Here is a 19,573-nt window from a genome sequence, read left to right as displayed (position 1 = left end):
GGTGGATGAAAAAGGTTTATTGGCGCAAATCAAATCGATCCAGATCCATCACCTTCGCCCAAGCGGCAACGAAGTCGTTGACGAACTTTTCCTTCGCATCGGAGCTGGCATACACCTCTGCCAGCGCCCGCAGCACCGAGTTGGAACCGAACACCAGATCGACCCGGGTCGCCGTCCACTTCACGCTGCCGGTTTTACGGTCGCGGCCTTCGAACTCGGTTTTCGACGTCGGTTTCCATTCCACGCCCATGTCCAGCAGGTTGCGGAAGAAATCGTTGGTCAGTGATCCGGGCTTGTCGGTAAAGACCCCGTGTTTCGTCTTGCCGACGTTGGTGTCCAGCACGCGCAGGCCGCCGATCAACACGGTCATTTCCGGCGCCGAAAGGGTCAGCAGTTGCGCCTTGTCGATCAGCAACGCTTCGGCCGGCACGCGGTAGGTGTTGGCGGCGTAGTTGCGGAAGCCGTCGGTGTGCGGTTCAAGGAAACCGAACGACTCGACGTCGGTTTGCTCCTGAGTCGCATCGGTGCGCCCCGGATTGAACGGCACGGTCACCGTGTGCCCGGCGTTTTTCGCCGCTTGTTCGACACCGGCATTACCCGCCAGCACGATCAGGTCCGCCAGCGAGACTTGCTTGCCTGCCGCCCCGGCGTTGAACTCGTTCTGAATGCCTTCGAGGACTTTCAGCACCTTGTCCAGTTGCTCCGGCTGGTTGGCCTGCCAGAACTTTTGCGGTGCCAGACGCAGACGTCCGCCATTGGCACCGCCGCGTTTGTCCGAGCCCCGGAAGGTCGATGCGGCCGCCCAGGCAGTGGAAACCAGTTCCGAAACGGACAGCCCCGAGGCCAGTACTTTGCCTTTCAGAGCCCTGATATCGCTGTCGTCCACCAGTGGATGCTTGGCCTCGGGAATCGGGTCTTGCCACAGCAGTTCTTCCTGGGGCAATTCCGGGCCGAGATAACGCGACAGCGGGCCCATGTCACGGTGAATCAGCTTGTACCAGGCGCGGGCGAAGGCGTCGGCCAGTTGATCGGGATTGGCCAGGAAGCGCCGCGAAATCTTCTCGTAGGCCGGGTCGAAACGCAGGGCCAGGTCGGAGGTAAGCATGGTCGGGTCGATGCGTTTGTTCGGGTCGTGGGCGTGGGGAATGGTGCCGGCCCCGGCGCCGTTTTTCGGTTTCCACTGATGGGCACCGGCCGGGCTCTTGGTCAGTTCCCATTCGAAGCCGAACAGGTTTTCCAGATAGTTGTTGCTCCACTTTGTCGGGGTGGTGGTCCAGGTCACTTCCAGGCCGCTGGTGATGGTGTCGGCGCCTTTGCCGGTGCCGAAGCTGTTTTTCCAGCCCAGGCCTTGTTCTTCGAGGCCGGCGGCTTCCGGTTCCGGGCCGACGTTATCGGCGGGGCCGGCGCCGTGGGTCTTGCCGAAGGCGTGGCCGCCGGCGATCAGGGCGACGGTTTCCTCGTCGTTCATGGCCATGCGGCCGAAGGTTTCGCGGATATCCTTGGCCGAGGCCACCGGGTCGGGATTGCCTTCCGGGCCTTCCGGGTTCACGTAGATCAGGCCCATCTGCACGGCGGCGAGCGGGTTCTCGAGGTTGCGTTCGCCCTGATTGGTGCGGCTTTCCTCATTGCCGTGTTCGGCAGGTTCCGCGACCAGTGTTCCTTCGCCCGGCGGCTGCATGGATTCCGGGTCCTTGCCGTAGCGATTGTCGCCGCCCAGCCATTTGTTTTCCGAACCCCAGTACACGTCTTCATCCGGTTCCCAGACGTCCGCGCGGCCACCGGAGAAACCGAAGGTCTTGAAGCCCATCGATTCCAGCGCGACGTTGCCGGTGAGAACGATCAGGTCGGCCCAGGAAATGTTGCGGCCGTATTTCTGCTTGATCGGCCACAGCAGGCGGCGGGCCTTGTCGAGGCTGACGTTGTCCGGCCAGCTGTTGAGTGGGGCGAAGCGTTGCTGGCCGGAGCCGGCGCCGCCACGGCCGTCAGCAGTGCGATAGGTGCCGGCGCTGTGCCAGGCCATGCGGATGAAGAGCGGGCCGTAGTGGCCGAAGTCCGCTGGCCACCACTCCTGGGAGTCGGTCATCAGCGCCGTCAGATCGCGTTTGAGGGCCTGGAAATCCAGGCTTTTGAAAGCCTTGGCGTAGTCGAAGTCCTTGCCCATCGGATCGGATGCGGGCGAGTGCTGACTCAGGATTTTCAGGTTCAGTTGATTCGGCCACCAATCGCGGTTCGTCGTGCCACCGCCGGCGGCGTGATTGAACGGGCATTTCGATTCATTTGCCATGTTCGGGATCCTTATCAGGTCTTCTGCGGCCGGCTCGTGCCGACTTCGGACTAGTAAGGCTAGACCCGACTTGGCAAGTCAGCTAATAGGCCGACTATTGGTGCCTGATAGGCGCAGTCTCTTATGCGAAGTGCGGGGAACCTGCAGGGGCAGGGCGCTGAAATGCCCGTGCTTGAGCGCTGGTTTGCATTTGTCTGGGCGAAACGGGATGGTCATTGGAAATGTTATTGTATAACATAAAAATGATTTCATCTGATTGCCGCCGGTAATACACCCTCTGTAGCGCCGGCATCGATCCTCTCTTTTCTGCCTGACGGATTTCTGAAATGCCTTCCCGTTTCCACACCTTCCAACCCCGCCTGACGCTCATGGCCTCGGCGCTGCTGATCGCTTCACCCGCATTCGCCGCCGACCCGCTGGAACTGCAACCGCAAGTCATCACCGGCAATCCGCTGGGCAGTCAGACGCTGGCCTCGCCCTCGAACGTGTTGAGCGGCGACAGCCTGACGCTGCAGCAAAAGGGCAGCCTCGGCGAAACCCTGAACAAGCAGCCGGGCGTGTCGTCGTCCTACTTCGGCCCGGGTGCGAGTCGCCCGATCATTCGCGGGCAGGACGGTGATCGCATTCGCATCCTGCGCAACGGCGTCGGCGCGCTGGACGCCTCGTCGCTGTCCTACGATCACGCGGTGCCGCTGGATCCGGTCAACGTCGAGCGCATCGAAATCGTCCGTGGCCCGGCAGCCTTGCTGTACGGCGGCAGCGCCATCGGCGGGGTGGTCAACACCTTCGACAACCGCATCCCGACCGAAGCCATCGACGGCATTCACGGTGCTGGCGAGTTGCGCTACGGCGGCGCCGACACCACCCGCAGCAGCGCCGGCAAACTCGAAGCCGGTAACGGCCAGTTCGCCTTGCACGTGGACGCCAGCGCCCGCGAATTCAATGACCTTAAAATCCCCGGCTACGCCAAGACCGGTCGTGAGCGGGCGAACGACGATGGCGATTCGAAGAAGCATCGGCTGGCCAACAGCGATGGTCGTCAGGACGGCGGTGCTGTGGGCGGGTCGTACACCTGGGATGACGGTTACGCGGGGCTGTCGTACAGCAATTACGATTCGAACTACGGCTCGCCGGCCGAAGACGACGTGCGCATCCGCATGGAGCAGGAGCACTACGCGTTTGCCTCGGAAATTCGCAACCTCGACGGCCCGTTCAGCTCGGTGAAGTTCGACGCCGGCTACACCGATTACCAGCACCGCGAAATCGAGGGCGGCGAGGTCGGCACCACGTTCAAGAACAAGGGCTACGAGGCGCGGGTCGAGGCCCGGCATCAGCCGCTGGGGCCGTTCAACGGGGTGATTGGTGCGCAGGTCAGTCGCAACGAATTCTCGGCGCTGGGCGAAGAAGCCTTCGTGCCGCACACCGATACCGATGCCGGTGCACTGTTCATTCTCGAAGAGCTGCAAGCCACGGATCGCCTGCTGTTCACCCTCGGCGGACGCCTTGAACACACCACGGTCGACCCGGACGCCAAAGGCAACGAGCGTTTCGCCAATGCCGATCGCTCCAGCAGCTTCACCGCCGGCAGCCTGTCATCCGGCGCGGTGTACACGCTGACGCCGGTCTGGTCGGTCGCCGCCACGCTGGGCTACACCGAACGCGCGCCGACGTTCTATGAGCTTTACGCCAACGGCGCCCACGTCGCCACCGGCACTTATGAAGTCGGGGACGCGGGGCTGTCGAAAGAGAAAGCCGTCTCCAGCGACCTGGCCCTGCGTTTCGACAACGGCACCCACAAGGGCAGCGTTGGCGTGTTCTATAGCCATTTCTCCAACTACATCGGCTTGCTCGGGACCGGGCGCACGCTCAACGACGAAGGCGAGGAAGACGCCGACGGCATCCCCGAATACACCTACTCCGGCGTGCGGGCGCGCTTCAGCGGTATCGAAGCGCAGGATCGCTGGACCCTTGGCGAAAACGCCTACGGCAAGTTTGCGCTGGAACTGTCGGGTGATTACACCCGCGCCAAAAACCTCGACAATGGCCAGGACCTGCCGCGCATCGCGCCGCTGAGGTTGAACACCGGTCTGTTGTGGGAGCTGGATCGCTGGCAGGCGCGGATCGATGTGGAACACGCCAGTTCCCAGCACCGGGTGCCGGACAACGAAAGCAGCACCGACGGCTACACCACGCTGGGGGCGAATGTGGGTTATCACTTTGATGTTGGCCAGAGCAAATGGCTGGCCTTCGTCAATGCCGAGAACCTGACCAACCAGACCGTGCGTTATGCCAGTTCGATCCTGCGGGATATTGCGCCGGCAGAAGGGCGCAGCATTCAGGTCGGTCTGCGCACCACGTTCTGATCGTTCACACCGGACGGGCGCCAGCGTCGTTGCGAAGCTGGCGTTCACCTCAACTCGATTGAGCTGTGTCTTCTTCCGGGATCTCGTCCAGCAGATCCTGTTGCCCCGGCAGCTCGGTGATCACGCTGAAATCACTGACCTCCACGGCGCCCAGGCCATACCCCAACAAGTGGAACGAAAACGCCTTGCGCGGTTGCGGGTTGTCGAAACTGAAGTCCATCTCCAGCGGCTGATCCGCTGTGGCGACCATCTCGGTCGGCAGGCCCAGTTGCACGTCCTGCTCGAACTCCTTGGCCTTGAGCTGAATATACGCCGCCTGCTGCGGATCGACCGAACGCACGGTCAGGCGCACGCGGGTGTGGGAGCCTTTGGGCATCTCCAGGTATTGCGCGCCGATCAGGTTGTCGGCCCAGTCGTCCTTGATCTGTGCTTGCAGCGGAATGACGTTGGCGCTGCCGAACTGGTAGCGCTGGTTCAGCGGGGTGCGCAGCAGCGACAGGTCCAGGGCCGAGGCGCGGGCGGCGATGTCCCGGGCGTTCTGGCCGCTGGCATTGCCCTTGAACGTGGCGCTTTCGGCGATGAACCCTTCGCTGGCGTAATTGCGGCAACGGCGCGGCATGTCGCATTCAGTCAGCAGGCCGCGACCGTCGTGATAGCGCAGCTTGCCGTTGGTGAACGACATGATTTCGCGGCCCGAATCGTAATCGCGAAACAACGAGCGCCCGCTGAGGGCGGAAGGCACCGGAAAATCGAAGTAATCCAGAATCGACGCGCTCAGATCGACGTGACCGTAGACCCCGGCGTTCAGGCGCGGCAGTTGCGCCTGCTCCGGCGCGAGGGTCAGGTTGAAGCCCCAGGACGACGCGAGGCGTACGCCGTCGATGCCGTGGGACTCGTCCGAAGTGATCACCACCAGCGTGTCTTTCAGCACGCCCTGGCGTTCGAGGCCGCTGAGAAACTGCTCCAGCGCATCGTCCAGATAACCGACGGCGGCCTGCTTGGGCGTGTCGTAGCGTTGCAGGTAATCCTCCGGCGCGGAGTAGGGCTGGTGAGTGCCGACGGTCAGCAGCGTGAGCATCCACGGCTGTTTCTGCTTCTTCAGTTCGCCGACGTATTTCAGTGCGCCTTCGAAAAACGCCTTGTCATCCTTGCCCCACGGGAATTCCAGGTAGTTGGCGTTGGTGAACCATTCCAGGCCATGGGTCGCATCGAACCCGATGTGCGGCATGATCTTGTCTTTGGCCATGAACCGCAGCCCTGCGCCTTGCAAGTAATGCGTGGCAAAACCGTGCTGACGCAACTGGGCCGGCAGGCACGCCTGATTGCGTTCGCGCTGGGTCAGCATTTCCACGCCTTTGGGCGTGCCGTTGTCGAGCTTGTCGTAATCGCCGCAGAGCATGGCGTACAGACCGCGAATGGTCTGGTGGGTGTGTAGCACGTAATCCGGTGTGTTCATGCCGCGCTCGGCCCAGCGGCTGAGGTTGGGCATCAGGTCTTCCTGATAATGGCTGCCGATGGCCTGGCGATTGGCGCCGATGTAGGCGCCGGGAATGCCTTCGAGCGCGACGATCAGGACATTGCGCGCCTGGCCCTTGGCCGCCAGCAGCGGATGACCGTTCAGATCGACATCGGTGAGGCCGGCCATCGGTGGGGGAGCAACCTGAGTGTCGCCGTCCAGCCATTCTTCGGCCTGCATCTGCATGTCGGCGACCTGCGCGGCGAGCAACTGGTGCGGCAGGTTGTACAGACGCCACGGGTCGGCATCGCTCGGGTTTAAGTGCTGCGCGCCCCAGTACGCGGAGAACAGCAGTACCGGCGTCGCCCAGGCTGCGCGGGGCAGAGCGGGGAACTTTGTCGCGCGTCGAGTCCAGTGACTCAGCAACCACAGGGTCAAAGCCACCAGCAGCGCAACCGCCACACCGGGATGGGCGAAGCCGCCGCCGGTGGAGTTCTCCACGAACTGCGGGTCGATCAGGTAATGCAGGTCTGCCACGGTCGGCAGGCGCCCGACCGCGCTGACCAGTTCAGCGGTCGCCACCGCCAGCAATCCCCAGAACAGCAGCACCGGTAGCGCCAGCCACCAGGGACGACGATGTAACAAAACCACCAGCAAACTGCCGATGGCCAGATCCGACAGATAACCGAACAGGCTCGACCAGCCGAGCGCCGCGCGAAGACACACCGGCACGATCAGTACCAGGAAAACCAGAGAAAGAAGGCGGGCATCCAGGCGCCGCAGCCGTTGAAAAAGAGCGCTCACAAAAAAGACCTTCCAGCCATTAAACCGTCATAAAAGTGTGGGCGATGATACCAAGCGTCGGCAGTCTGATCGCCTTTTTAAACGGCTGGGTGATCCGGTCCCGAAGATCGCTGTGATCCATCCGCAAGGGGCGGGGCCTTGATCGGCGACCGTCTTGGCGGTTTTCCGGCCTGAGTGCGGCGGCGGTTTTATTGTTTCAGGCTGTTTAAGCGGCATTCACCTGCTTGTGACATTGCCCCCCCGAAGCGGTCAGCGTAAAGGCATCGGCGAGCAGCGGGTTGCAGCGGTGTTCGATGGCTAGGGCGCGGACTTGCAAGTGTTTCTGCAAGGCTGACGTTCAGGTGATATCAATATGCGATAACGGTATTTAAATTTCGTTTTTTATAGCGATAAAGTCCGGCCTCACAGATTTTCCTGGAAATCACTGCGAGGTTGTCATGGCCCTACCGTTCAAACGTTCTGCACTGACGCTGCTGGCCGCTTCGCTGGCTGGTTCGCTACTCGGCAACACCGCTCAGGCCGAAGGCAAGATCAGCATCGCCCAGCAATTCGGCATCGGTTATCTGATTCTGGATGTGGTGCGCGATCAGCACTTGATCGAGAAGCACGGCAAGGCACAGGGCCTGGACATCGAGGTCGACTGGAACAGCATTTCCGGCGCCACCGCCATGAACGAAGCGTTGCTCACCGGATCGCTGGACGTGGTCTCGGCCGGCGTGCCGCCGATGCTCACCGTGTGGGATCGCACCAAGGGCAAGCAGAACGTCAAGGCCATCGCTTCGCTGGGCTCGATGCCCAACTACCTGCTGACCAATAACCCGAACGTGAAAACCCTCAAGGACTTCAGCGACAAGGATCGCATCGCCGTGCCGGCGGCGGGTGTGGGCTTCCAGTCGCGCACGCTGCAGATCGAAACGGCCAAGGAATTCGGCAATGACCAATACAAGAAATTCGACGACATCTCCGTCAGCCTGCCGCACCCGGATGCGACGGCCGCGTTGATCGCCGGCGGCTCGGAAATCAACGCACACTTCTCCAGCCCACCGTTCCAGTACCAGGCACTGCAGAATCCCAACGTGCATAAGGTGCTGAGTTCCTACGACGTGCTCGGCGGCCAGGCCACATTCAACGTGCTCTACACCACGGAAAAATTCCACGACGAAAACCCGAAAACCTACAAGGCGTTCTACGACGCCCTGGCCGAGGCCGAGAAGATCATCAAAGCCGACAAGCCTGCGGCGGCTCAAGCTTACATTCGGGTTGAACAGTCGAAACTACCGCTGGCGCTGGTTGAGAAAATTGTCACCGACCCGGAAATCGATTTCACCGTGGTGCCGCAACGCACCTTTATCTATGCAGAGAAACTGCAGGAGCTGGGCGTGCTGAAAAACAAGGCGGACAGCTGGAAGGATTATTTCTTTGAAGAGGCGCATGGCGGGGCGGGGAGTTGAACACTCGTCTTTTCTGAGCAGTCCGCACGTCCGTTCGCCGGGTGAGCGACAAACCCGCGTCTATAGTCAGAGGGCTGTGTGAAACCGGTGGCGCACCTCAAGCTGCGACGGGAGGCGCCGAGTGAACAATCTGCTGTTTTTCATTCAGGAGATCGCCATGAGTCAGATCGAAAAAGTCCTCTACACCGCGAAAACCCACACCACCGGCGGACGTGACGGCGCATCGCGCAGTTCCGACGGGATCCTCGATGTAAAACTGTCTTCGCCCGGCTCCAGTGGCGGCGGGACCAATCCGGAACAATTGTTCGCAGCAGGCTGGTCGGCGTGTTTCATCGGCGCGATGAAAGCGGTGGCGGGGCAGCAGAAAATCAGCCTGCCGGCAGACCTGGCGGTGGATGCCGAAGTGGACCTGGGCACTAATTCGGGAGGGTATCTCCTGCAGGCGCGACTGAATGTAAGCCTGCCGGGCATGGAGCGCGGCGCGGCGCAGCAGCTGGTGGATGCGGCGCATCAGGTGTGCCCGTACTCCAAGGCCACGCGCAACAATATCGAGGTCGAATTGAAACTGGTCTGATATCCAGATGCAAAAGGGGCGGCATGATCGTCGATCATGCCGCCCCTTTTGTTTTTTGAAGCCGTAAATCTGTCCGTCGACGATCAATGCATCTTGCTGTGATCGTGGCCTTCCATGGTCAGCGCCTTGACCGGCGCTTTCACTTCAACGGTTTCCTTTTCGCCCTTGGCGTTTTCCACGGTCAGGGTCAGCGGCACGCTGTCGCCTTCTTTCAACTGAGCGGTCAGGCCCATCAGCATTACGTGGTAGCCATTCGGGTCGAAGTTGACGGCCTTGCCCGCTGGCAGGTCGACCGATTTCACCGGGCCCATGCTCATCACGTCGTTCTTCATGGTCATCTCATGAATCTGCACGTCCTTGGCCGCTGGCGAGGCAACGCTGAGCAGCTTGCTGTCGCTGTCTGCGGTGACGGTCATGAACGCGCCGCTGGCCGACTGGTTTGGCACGGTCGCGCGCACCCAGGCGTCGTCGACCTTTGTCTGCGCCGATACCTGGAAAGCCAGGCCCAGCAGGGACAGGCCCAGTGCGGCACGTTTGATGTTGTTCAGAAAAGGGTTCATCAGCAGACCTCCATGACGGTAAGCAAATCTTCCGTGCACTCTTGTGCAGAAAGCGATTGAGACAGGCCCACACGCAAGTTGCCCCGGGTGTCGTAGACATAACTGGTGGCGGTGTGGGAGAGGGTATAGGTGTCGCCGGCCGGGACTTTTTCGTAGAACACGTCGAATTCCTTGGCGGTGGCCTTGGTTTCTTCGAGGGTGCCGTACAGCGCGACGAAGCTTGGATCGAAGGTCTTGACGTAGGCGTCGAGGATTTCCGGGGTGTCGCGTTCCGGGTCGAGGGTGATGAACACCACTTGCAGGATGTCGCCGTCCTTGCCCATCAGCTTCTTGATTTTTGCGGCGCGGGCCAGCGTCGTCGGGCAAATCGCCGGGCACTGGGTGAAACCGAAGAAGATCATCGGCATCAGGCCGCGAAAGCTCGACAGCGTCACGGTGTTGCCTTCGGTGTCCTTGAGCTTGAAGGTGCGTCCGAGGATCTTGTCGCTCAGATCCTTGCCGTACTTGTACGACAGTTCGCCGCGGGTGTCGCAGCCGGCGAGCAGGCCGAGACCGAGTACGCCCATTCCCGCAAGCACCTTGCGGCGAGTCAACAAAGCCGTCATTTCATACCGCCCTTTGGAGCCCGCCGGTCGGCAGGACAGGCGGGGGGGTTAACCGTAAAAGCGGCGCATGATACCAAAATGATCCGGCAGGTCGGTTTTTGATCACCTGTCAATGTCGGAACAGGCGACAAAAGGTGTAAGAAAAAATGACTCAAGGCGATGGTGGAAGCGGCTCGACCGGGCTCCAGCCACCACCCAGCGCGGTGTACAGGTTCACTTGCGCCACCAGTTGCGCCAACCGGTCGGTGATCAGTCCTTGCTGGGAACTGAACAGCGAACGCTGGGCATCGAGGAACGTCAGGCTACTGTCGACGCCGCTCCGGTAACGGTGCTGCGCCATGTCGTAATAATCCTGGGTCGCCTGCACCAGATCGCGTTGGGCCTGGAGTTGCTGTTCGTAGGTCTGGCGCGCCGCGAGGTTGTCGGACACTTCCTGGAATGCCGTCTGAATGGTCTTTTCGTACTCGGCGACGGTGATGTCTTTTTGCAGTTTCGCGTAATCCAGGCTCGCGCGCAGACTGCCGGCGTTGAAGATCGGCAGGTTGATCTGCGGCTGGAATGTCCAGGCCCCGGAGCCGCCCTTGAACAGCCCGGACAGATCGCGGCTGGATGTCCCGGCATTGGCGGTCAGGCTGACACTCGGGAAAAACGCCGCCCGCGCCGCGCCAATGTTGGCATTGGCGGCGCGCAGTTTGTATTCGGCCTGGAGAATGTCCGGCCGGCGTTGCAGCAAGTCCGAGGGCAGTCCGGCCGGCACGGTTGCCACCAGATCACTGTCCAGCGGACGCGCCGGCAGGTTTTCCGACACTGGCGCACCCACCAGCAGCGTCAGGCTGTTCAAGTCCTGGGCGACCTGACGCTGATAACGGGCCAGGCTCGCGCGGGTGCCGTCGACACTGGTTTGTGCTTGAATCTGATCCAGCGCCGAAGACTTGCCGGCCTCGCGGTTGCGGGTGGTCAGGTGCAGGCTTCGTTCGTCGGCGGCCAGCGTTTCCCGGGCCAGCGCCAGCAACTCCTGATCGGCGCGCCAGGTCAGGTACGCGTTGGCGACGTTGGCCACCAGACTCAATTGCGCACTGCGCCGGGCCTCTTCGGTGGACAGCCAGGTCAGCAAGGCCTGCTCGCTGAGGCTGCGCACCCGGCCGAAGAAGTCCAGTTCATAGGCGCTGATGCCCAGATTCACCGAGTAGGTCGAGGTGATTGCCGCTTGGGTGCGAGTCACGCTGGACGGCAGCCGCTGACGCAGCTCGTTGGCGTTGGCCGACACCGCCGGCAGCAGGTCGGCGCGCTGGATGCGGTATTGCGCCTGAAACGCCTCGACATTCAGGGCAGCTACCCGCAGATCGCGATTGTTGACCAGCGCGCTTTCAATCAATTGCTGCAACGCCGGGTCATTGAACAGCGCGCGCCAGTCTTCCACCCGGGGCGTGACCGGGGATTGCGCGGCATACGCCGGACCTTGCGGATACTGCGCAGCGCTCGGCGATGCCGGTCGCTGGTAATCGGGAATCAGTGAGCAACCGCCCAGCAGCAGCGCAGCGGACAGCAGGGAAATCGGCAATCTGAACATCAAACAGCCTCGTTCACGAATGAGAGCGGACGCCGGGCGCCCGTGATGAGAAAAACGCCGGATCAGGCCCCGGCCATCCATTTCGCCAGACCGTGTCGCCCGCTGACCCCAAGCTTGGCGGCCGCGCGCTTGAGGTAGGTCTCGATCGAGCTGTTCTTGACTCGCAGCTTTTCCGCCATCTGCGGCACGGTGCCGCCGGTCAGCAGACCCAGGCAGACTTCTTTCTCGCGCACCGACAATGTGATGTCGCCCAACGCCAGGCGTTCGTCGAACACCTGTTGCAACGGCGTCTGGGGTTGATCGGCTTGTGGCGCGCGGGGTTGGCGGGCGATGGCTTGTCGACTGATGTGCGCGTGGCGCTCGATCAAGGGCAACAGGGTGTCGGACAGGCGCTTGAGAAACGACAGCTCCGGCAGGGAAAACACCCGATGCGTGTGGGGACGGTAGAACGAAATGACGCAACGGCGATTGGACGTGCGAGACACCAGATTGCATTGGTGGACGCTGTGGTGCGGGTGTCGATGCTGGAGCGAGGCTTTCAGTTGAATCAGTAGCGAGTCGTTCATCTCGATCATCTGTTGCAGCAACGGGTGGTCGTCCGGGTGCTGCAACGGATCCGGGGGCGGAAAGGTGTCCGGCAAACCGGCACTGCCCAACGCCTTGATCTCGACCACGCTTGAGTCCCGTTCATCCAGGGTCCATTCACTGAGATGGACGCGATTGACGGGTACGAGGTTGTCGACCAACTGGAACATATTCGTGGCAAAACGCTCGTTGCCGGTGCTGGCGATCAACTCCCCCAGCTGCCAATAAAAGTGCGGATTTTCCATGTTGCGAAGAATGCCGGTCAGATTCATATCCTTGTCATCCCTGATTTAGAGCCATTGCCGAATCGTCTGCCGTGCATGCACCCGTGAAACGCCCACCCAGTTTTTTCTCCTTGAAATCGTCTGGAGCGGGATTTAAGCCTATGCATTTGTCCTACGTCTGTAGGGGAAAACAGGGACACAAAGTGCCACCATTTCCGAAAAAATGGCGTCACGTTTCTGTCAGGTGAATGTGCAAGGTCGCGTAGTCCGTGACTGTACGGTCTAGTACGAACCCCGAAATCCGGGGATCGGACCGCCGCACCCTTCAGTGCGGGACGCTGGCGGGCAGGCAAGTGTGGCGATTGTCCTACAGGATTTTCAGTCATTTCTTTCCGAACTTTTAGGGAAATCGCTGACTTCTCAGGCCCTGTTGGCTCGCACAACTGTACAAAGTGGGGAGTGTTGTCCGGGTTTTTCGTGTCACGCGGATTTCGGGGCCGATGCTTGAATACGCGCCAAATCACGTGAGATGGATCTTATGAACCAATTTGCTGCCGATGCGGCGGACGGTCTGTCCGCGATCTCCGAGGCCTTCCCGTTGACCGCTGCGCAGCGTGACATCTGGCTCGACCAACTGCGTCAGGGGAATTCGCCGATGTACAACATCGGTGGCTATGTCGAACTGACCGGGTCGCTGGATCCGGCGCTGATGCAGGCGGCGCTTGAAGGTCTCGTGGCCCGGCATGACGCGATGCGCACCAGCCTGCTGCCGGGGGCCGGCGATGATGGGCTGCCGTTGCAGCGTTTTGCCAGGTCCATGCCGGTGCCGATGCCGGTGCACGATTTACGCAGCCATCCCGATCCATACGCCGCAGCGCGCCAACTGACGCAGGAAAACATCGAGCAGCTGTTTACGCTGGACGGCGGGCCGTTGTTCCGGTTTCGTCTGCTCTGGCTCGATGACGACTGCCATTGGCTGTCACTCCAGGCCCATCACCTGATCGTCGATGGCTGGGGTTTCGGCGAGATGCTCAAATCCCTCGACGAGATCTACAACGCGCTGGCGCTCGGGCAATTGCCGCCCGATTCGGCGCCGTCCTATGTCGATTTCATCCGTGACGATGCGCGGTATTTTCAGTCCGACCGTTACGCCCGTGACCGGGCGTATTGGCTGGACAAATACCAACATCGGCCCGAGCCGCTGTTGTTGCCGCGCTATCAGGAACGCTTTGCCAGCGCTGCGGCACCGACCCGGATTTTCTCGCAAGTCTTTCCGGCTCGCTTGCACGAGCGCATGAAGCAGGTGGCCCGAGAGTACGGCGCGTCGGCGTTTCATGTGTTGCTGGCAGCGATCCATGTGTATTTCAGCCGCAGCGCCCAGCGTGACGAATGGGTGGTGGGCGTGCCGCTGCTCAACCGCTCCGGCGCCCGGTTCAAATCGACCCTGGGGCTGTTCACCCAGGTCAGCGCGGTGCGCATGGGGTTTGGCCGCGAGTTGTCATTCAAGACGCTGGTCAAGGCGATTCACGACGAGTTGAAAAAAGACTTTCGCCACCAGCGTTTTCCCTTGAGCGAAATGAACCGTGCCCTCGGCTTGCTGCGCGAGGATCGCTCGCAGTTGTTCGAAGTGACCGTGTCCTATGAGCGCGATGCGCATGAATACCGCTACGGCGAGGCGCAGGGGCGGGTGGTCAAAGTGTCGAACCACGCAGAGGGCACGCCGTTGTCGGTGCACCTGCTGAGCAGCCGTGGTGACTACGAGGACAGTTTGTACATGGTGTACAACGAGGCCTACTTTGACGCCGAAGAAATCGCGGCGCTGAGCGGGCGCTTGCTGTGGGTGCTGGAGCAGGGGCTTGAAGACCCGGCGCTGATGGTGGGTGATTTCAGCCTGAGCCTGCCGACCGAATCGGCGCTCTTGCAGCAGTGGAACGACACACGCGCGCAATACCCTCAAAACCTGACCATTCACCAGCGCATCGAAACGCAAGCGGCGACACGACCGGATGCGGTAGCGGCTGAATCCCGAGGACAACGGCTGACCTATGCCGAGCTGAACCGACAGGCCAACGCCCTGGCCCATCATTTGATCGGGCTTGGCGTACGACCCGACGCCCGCGTGGCGCTGGTCGCGCGCCGAGGGCTGGACACGCTGGTCGCGCTGCTGGCGATTCTCAAGTCCGGCGCCGGTTATGTACCGGTCGATCCGGCTCATCCTGCGGAACGGCTGAGCTATTTATTGCGCGACACTGCTCCGGTCGTGGTCCTGACCCAGCGCGATCTGCGCGAACGTTTGCCGGTGCTCGACGTGCCGGTGATTGAAATCGACACGCGCGCCTGGCCGATCAACGATCTCAACCCTGACGTTTCGGGTCTGACCACTGCACATCTGGCCTACGTGATCTACACCTCCGGCTCCACCGGCCAGCCCAAGGGCGTGATGGTCGAGCATCACACGTTATCGAATCTGGTCGACTGGCATTGCACGGCCTTCGACCTGAGCGCCGGTTGCCACACTTCAAGCCTCGCCGGCTTCGGCTTCGACGCCATGGCCTGGGAAGTCTGGCCCGCGCTGTGTGCTGGCGCGACCCTGCACCTGGCGCCGTCTCGTGACGGCGGCGAAGACATTGACGCGCTGCTCGACTGGTGGCGTGCGCAACCGCTGGACTTGAGTTTTCTGCCGACCCCGATTGCCGAGTACGCCTTCAGCCGTCACCTCGAACACCCGACCCTGCGCACACTGCTGATCGGCGGTGATCGACTGCGCCAGTTCAATCGCGAGCAGACGTTCGCGGTGATCAACAACTACGGCCCGACCGAAGCGACGGTGGTCGCGACCTCGGGCCGAATCGAACCGGGCCGGACGCTGCACATCGGCAAACCCGTGAGCAATGCCACGGCCTATCTGCTGGATGACCGACAGCGTCCGGTGCCGATTGGCGTGGCCGGCGAGCTGTACGTCGGTGGCGCCGGGGTGGCGCGGGGTTACTTCAATCGCCCTGAGCTGACCGCCGAACGTTTCCTCGACGATCCATTCAGCCGCCAGCCCAACGCGCGGATGTATCGTACCGGCGACCTCGCACGCTGGTGCCCTGACGGCACTATCGAATACCTGGGCCGCAACGACGATCAGGTGAAGATCCGTGGCGTGCGCATCGAGCCCGGTGAGATCGAAGCCGCTTTGAGCAGCCATGAATCCGTGCGCGATGCGGTGGTGCAGGTGCGCGACGGGCAATTGCTGGCCTGGTTCACCGAACGCCAGCCGCTGGATATCACGCAGCTGCATGCTCACCTCAAGACCCGTCTGCCCAGCGCGATGCTGCCATCGGCCTACGTGCGCCTGACGGCGCTGCCGCTGACGGCCAACGGCAAACTGGATCGTCAGGCGTTGCCGGCGCCGGGGCCGGAGGCGTTGATCCGCCGCGAATATGAAGCCCCGCAAGGCGATGTCGAAATCCTCCTGGCGCAGATCTGGGCCGAGGTGCTGCAAGTCGAAAAGGTCGGGCGTCACGATCACTTCTTTGAACTGGGCGGGCACTCGTTACTGGCGGTCAACCTGATCGAACGCATGCGTCAGCTGGGGATGAGCAGCGATGTGCGCGTGCTGTTTGGCCAGCCGACCCTGGCGGCACTGGCCGCGTCGGTGGGCAGTGGCCGCGAGGTCGAAGTGCCGGCCAACCGCATTCCGCAAGGTTGCACGCGGATCACGCCGGACCTGTTGCCGTTGGTTGAACTGGATCAGGCCACCCTCGACCGGATCATCGCCACGGTGCCGGGCGGGGCGGCCAACGTGCAGGATATTTATCCGTTGGCGCCGTTGCAGGAAGGCATTCTTTATCACCACATCACTGCCGCGCAGGGCGATCCGTACCTGCTGCAATCGCAGCTGGCGTTCGACAGCGTCGAGCGGGTCGAGGCCTATGCGGGCGCGTTGCGTCAGGTCATGGCGCGCCACGACATCCTGCGCACTGCGGTGGTCTGGGAAGGTTTGACCACTGCGGTGCAGGTGGTCTGGCGCGAAGCCGAACTGCCGGTGCAGGAAATTACCTTCGATCCGGCCGAGGGCGATGTCCTCGCGCAACTACACGCGCGTTTCGATGCTCGTCGCTATCGCATCGACGTCAGTCAGGCGCCGCTGATCCGGCTGATGTATGCGCGCGATCCGGCCCACGGGCGGATCGTGGCGATTCTGTTGTTCCATCACCTGGCGCTGGATCACATCGCGCTGGAAGTCCTGCGCCATGAAATGCGCGCCAACTTGCTTGGGCTGAGTGAGACCTTGCCGCCAGCGGTGCCGTATCGCAATTACGTGGCCCAGACCCGGCTCGGTGTCAGCGAGCAGGAACATGAAGCGTTCTTCCGCGAGATGCTCGCCGACATCGACGAGCCGACCTTGCCGTTCGGTTTGCAGGATGTGCAGGGCGACGGGCGCGGCACCGATGAAGCCGTGCGCATGCTTGCGCCGGAACTGGATCGGCGTTTGCGCCTTCAGGCGCGGCAGGCCGGCGTCAGCGTGGCCAGCCTGATTCACCTGGCCTGGGCCCAGGTGCTGGCGGCGACCTCGGGGCAGGAGCACGTGGTGTTTGGCAGCGTTTTTATGGGCCGGATGCAAGGCGGCGAGGGCGCGGACCGGGCGCTGGGCGTGTTCATCAACACCTTGCCATTGCGGGTGGACATGAACCGTGGCGTGCGCGATGCGGTGCTGCTCACCCACGCCCGACTGACCGATTTGCTTGGGCACGAACATGCGTCACTGGCGCTGGCCCAGCGTTGCAGCGGCGTTGCGTCACCGGCGCCGCTGTTCAGTGCGTTGCTCAACTATCGGCACACCGAACTTGAGGCGCAGGAAGCGGCGTCGGACCCAGCCTGGCAAGGCATTCAGACCCTGGAGAACGAAGAACGCACCAACTACCCGCTGACCCTGAGCGTCGATGATCTGGGCAGCGCTTTGCAGATCACCACGCGAACCCTGATGAGCATCGGTGCGCAGCGCATCGGCGACTACGTGCAAACCGCGTTGCAGACGCTGGTGGATGCGCTGGAGCAAACTCCGCAACAGCCGCTGAATCGCTTGCCGATCCTGCCGGCGGCGGAGCTTGAGCAACTGCTGGTCGAGTTCAATGCCAGCGAAGTCGATTGCCCGCTCGATCAGCCGCTTCAGGTGTTGTTCGAGCAACAAGTACAGCGCAGACCCGACGCCATCGCGTTGCAGGCTGGCGAGCAACAATTGACCTATCGCCAGCTGAACGAACAGGCCAACCGTCTGGCGCATCATCTACGCGAGCACGGCGTGCAGCCCGATTCGCGGGTGGCGATCTGTGTCGAGCGCAGCCCGGATCTGATAGTCGGCCTGCTCGGCATTCTCAAGGCCGGCGGTGCTTACGTGCCGCTGGATCCCGACTATCCGCTGGAACGCCTGCATTACATGCTGCAGGACAGCGCCCCGGTGGCGGTGCTGGTACACGAGACCACCCGCAATCTGTTGGGCGAGCCGGGTGTGCCGGTCATCGACTTCGACCGTTGCACCTGGCAGGGCGCCTCGACTGAAAACCTGAAAGGACCGGGTCTGAGCGCTTCAAACCTGGCCTACATGATCTACACCTCGGGCTCCACCGGTACGCCGAAAGGCGTGATGATCGAGCACCGAAGCGCCTGCAACATGGTGCACTGGGGCTCGCAGATCAGTCCGCCGACCGAACATGGCGCGCTGTTGCAGAAGGCCCCGTTCAGCTTCGACAGTTCGGTGTGGGAGATTTTCTGGCCGCTGTGTTCCGGCCTGCGGCTGGTGCTGGCGCGGCCCGACGGCAACCGCGATTCGGCCTATGTCACCCAAGTGATTCGCGAACGGCAGATCACCGTAGTCAAGTTCGTGCCGGCGCTGCTGCAACAGTTCATCGAACAGGACGATGTCAGCCAGTGCACCAGCCTGACTGACGTGCTCAACGGTGGCGGTGAACTGACCGCCGCACTGGCCCGGCGTGTCCGCGAGCGCCTGCCGTGGGTGCGTCTGCACAACGTCTATGGCCCGACCGAAACCACGGTCGACAGCACCGGCTGGACGCTGGAACCGGATCAACCGGTGCCGGAAACCGTGGTGCCGATCGGCAAGGCCCTGAGCAATACCCGGCTCTACGTGCTGGACGCCCACGATCAACCGGTGCCGTTCGGTGTCAGCGGACATTTGCACATCGGCGGGGTCGGGGTCGCGCGGGGTTATCTGGGGTTGCCGGACATGCAGGCCGAGCGCTTCATCGACAGCCCGTTCGTGGCCGGTGATCGCTTGTACCGCACCGGCGATCTGGTGCGCTACCGGGCGGACGGCAACCTCGAATTCCTCGGCCGCAACGACTTCCAGATCAAGCTGCGTGGCCTGCGTCTGGAACCGGGGGAAATCGAAGCGCGGCTGATCGAGCACCCGGCGGTGCGTGAAGCGGTGGTGCTGGTGCGTGACGAGCGACTGGTGGCGTATTTCACCGTGCGTGAAGGCTTTGATGCGCCACACATCGAAACCTTGCGCGCCCATGTGCTCGAGCGTTTGCCGGAGTACATGGCGCCGGGCGCCTACGTAAAACTCGACGCATTGCCCCTGACCCCGAACGACAAGGTCGACCGCAAGGCCTTGCCGGCACCGGGGGCTGAGGCGGTGCTCAGTCGCCGCTACGAGGCGCCCGAGGGCGAAGTCGAAATCCGCCTGGCGCAGATCTGGGCCGAGGTGTTGCAACTGGAGCAGGTCGGGCGCAACGACCACTTCTTCGAACTCGGCGGGCATTCGTTGCTGGCGGTCAGTCTGGTGGCGCGCATGCGTCAGGCCGGGCTGCACGTCGATGCGCGGACGCTGTTCAGCCAGCCGACGCTGGCCGCGCTGGCGGCGCAAACCTCGGACCAGGCCAAACAGGTGGAAGTCCCGCAAACCACCATACCGACGCTCAACCGCAAACGTCGGCTCTGAGGCGACATCGGCGTCGACTCGCGGTTCCCGTGAATCGACGCCATGACTGTCCGGTCACGGGGCTTGTCCCTGCTTCCCATGTCAGACACCCAAGCCCCGATGTTTTAGCTTTTCCGGGCTGCGCGCGGCCGCACGGACTCACTGCTGC

At 62.2% G+C, this 19,573-nt stretch carries 10 protein-coding genes; 4 read left to right on the top strand and 6 right to left on the bottom strand.

Annotated features, from left to right (window positions below):
* Positions 1-16: 16 nt before the first annotated feature.
* Positions 17-2,284 (bottom strand): catalase/peroxidase HPI, encoded by a 2,268-nt coding sequence (gene katG, locus AC07XZ_RS21040; protein ID WP_102687419.1) that lies wholly within the window; start codon positions 2,282-2,284, stop codon positions 17-19.
* A 326-nt stretch (positions 2,285-2,610) separates the two neighbouring features.
* Here katG and AC07XZ_RS21035 point away from each other — a divergent pair, with 326 nt between their 5' ends.
* Complete coding sequence (locus AC07XZ_RS21035) at positions 2,611-4,647, top strand: TonB-dependent receptor (RefSeq protein WP_102687420.1); 2,037 nt, start codon at positions 2,611-2,613, stop codon at positions 4,645-4,647.
* Between the two features lie 49 nt (positions 4,648-4,696).
* Here AC07XZ_RS21035 and AC07XZ_RS21030 read toward each other — a convergent pair whose 3' ends face one another.
* A complete protein-coding gene (locus tag AC07XZ_RS21030; RefSeq protein ID WP_102687421.1) occupies positions 4,697-6,907 on the bottom strand; it encodes an LTA synthase family protein in 2,211 nt (736 codons plus the stop codon).
* 437 nt (positions 6,908-7,344) lie between these two features.
* On the opposite strand from AC07XZ_RS21030, the gene AC07XZ_RS21025 reads away from it, so the two are divergent.
* The gene (locus AC07XZ_RS21025) at positions 7,345-8,358 is read left to right on the top strand and encodes an ABC transporter substrate-binding protein (protein ID WP_102687422.1); all 1,014 of its coding nucleotides are present in this window, start codon (positions 7,345-7,347) and stop codon (positions 8,356-8,358) included.
* A gap of 157 nt (positions 8,359-8,515) precedes the next feature.
* Complete coding sequence (locus AC07XZ_RS21020) at positions 8,516-8,932, top strand: organic hydroperoxide resistance protein (RefSeq protein WP_007956881.1); 417 nt, start codon at positions 8,516-8,518, stop codon at positions 8,930-8,932.
* 83 nt (positions 8,933-9,015) lie between these two features.
* Here AC07XZ_RS21020 and AC07XZ_RS21015 read toward each other — a convergent pair whose 3' ends face one another.
* The 4 genes from AC07XZ_RS21015 to AC07XZ_RS21000 form a co-directional block, all read right to left on the bottom strand.
* On the bottom strand, positions 9,016-9,492 hold the full coding sequence (locus AC07XZ_RS21015) for a copper chaperone PCu(A)C (protein WP_007956880.1): 477 nt from the start codon (positions 9,490-9,492) through the stop codon (positions 9,016-9,018).
* A complete protein-coding gene (locus AC07XZ_RS21010; protein WP_085748385.1) occupies positions 9,492-10,097 on the bottom strand; it encodes an SCO family protein in 606 nt (201 codons plus the stop codon). The genes AC07XZ_RS21015 and AC07XZ_RS21010 overlap by 1 nt, the downstream gene beginning before the upstream one ends.
* A 151-nt stretch (positions 10,098-10,248) precedes the next feature.
* Positions 10,249-11,667, bottom strand: a complete 1,419-nt coding sequence (locus AC07XZ_RS21005) for an efflux transporter outer membrane subunit (protein WP_102687423.1) — start codon at positions 11,665-11,667, stop codon at positions 10,249-10,251.
* A gap of 62 nt (positions 11,668-11,729) precedes the next feature.
* Positions 11,730-12,524, bottom strand: coding sequence for a helix-turn-helix transcriptional regulator (locus AC07XZ_RS21000; RefSeq protein ID WP_102687424.1), 795 nt, complete (start codon positions 12,522-12,524; stop codon positions 11,730-11,732).
* A gap of 490 nt (positions 12,525-13,014) precedes the next feature.
* On the opposite strand from AC07XZ_RS21000, the gene AC07XZ_RS20995 reads away from it, so the two are divergent.
* Positions 13,015-19,425 carry a non-ribosomal peptide synthetase gene (locus tag AC07XZ_RS20995; RefSeq protein ID WP_102687425.1) on the top strand — a complete coding sequence of 2,137 codons (6,411 nt, stop codon included), beginning with the start codon at positions 13,015-13,017 and terminating at the stop codon, positions 19,423-19,425.
* Positions 19,426-19,573: the final 148 nt, after the last annotated feature.

The sequence above is a fragment of the Pseudomonas sp. GW458-11-26-14-LB4 genome (genome assembly GCF_059423925.1).
The sequence above is the reverse complement of the archived record's forward strand: the minus strand, read 5'-3'. Positions and strand labels throughout refer to the sequence as shown.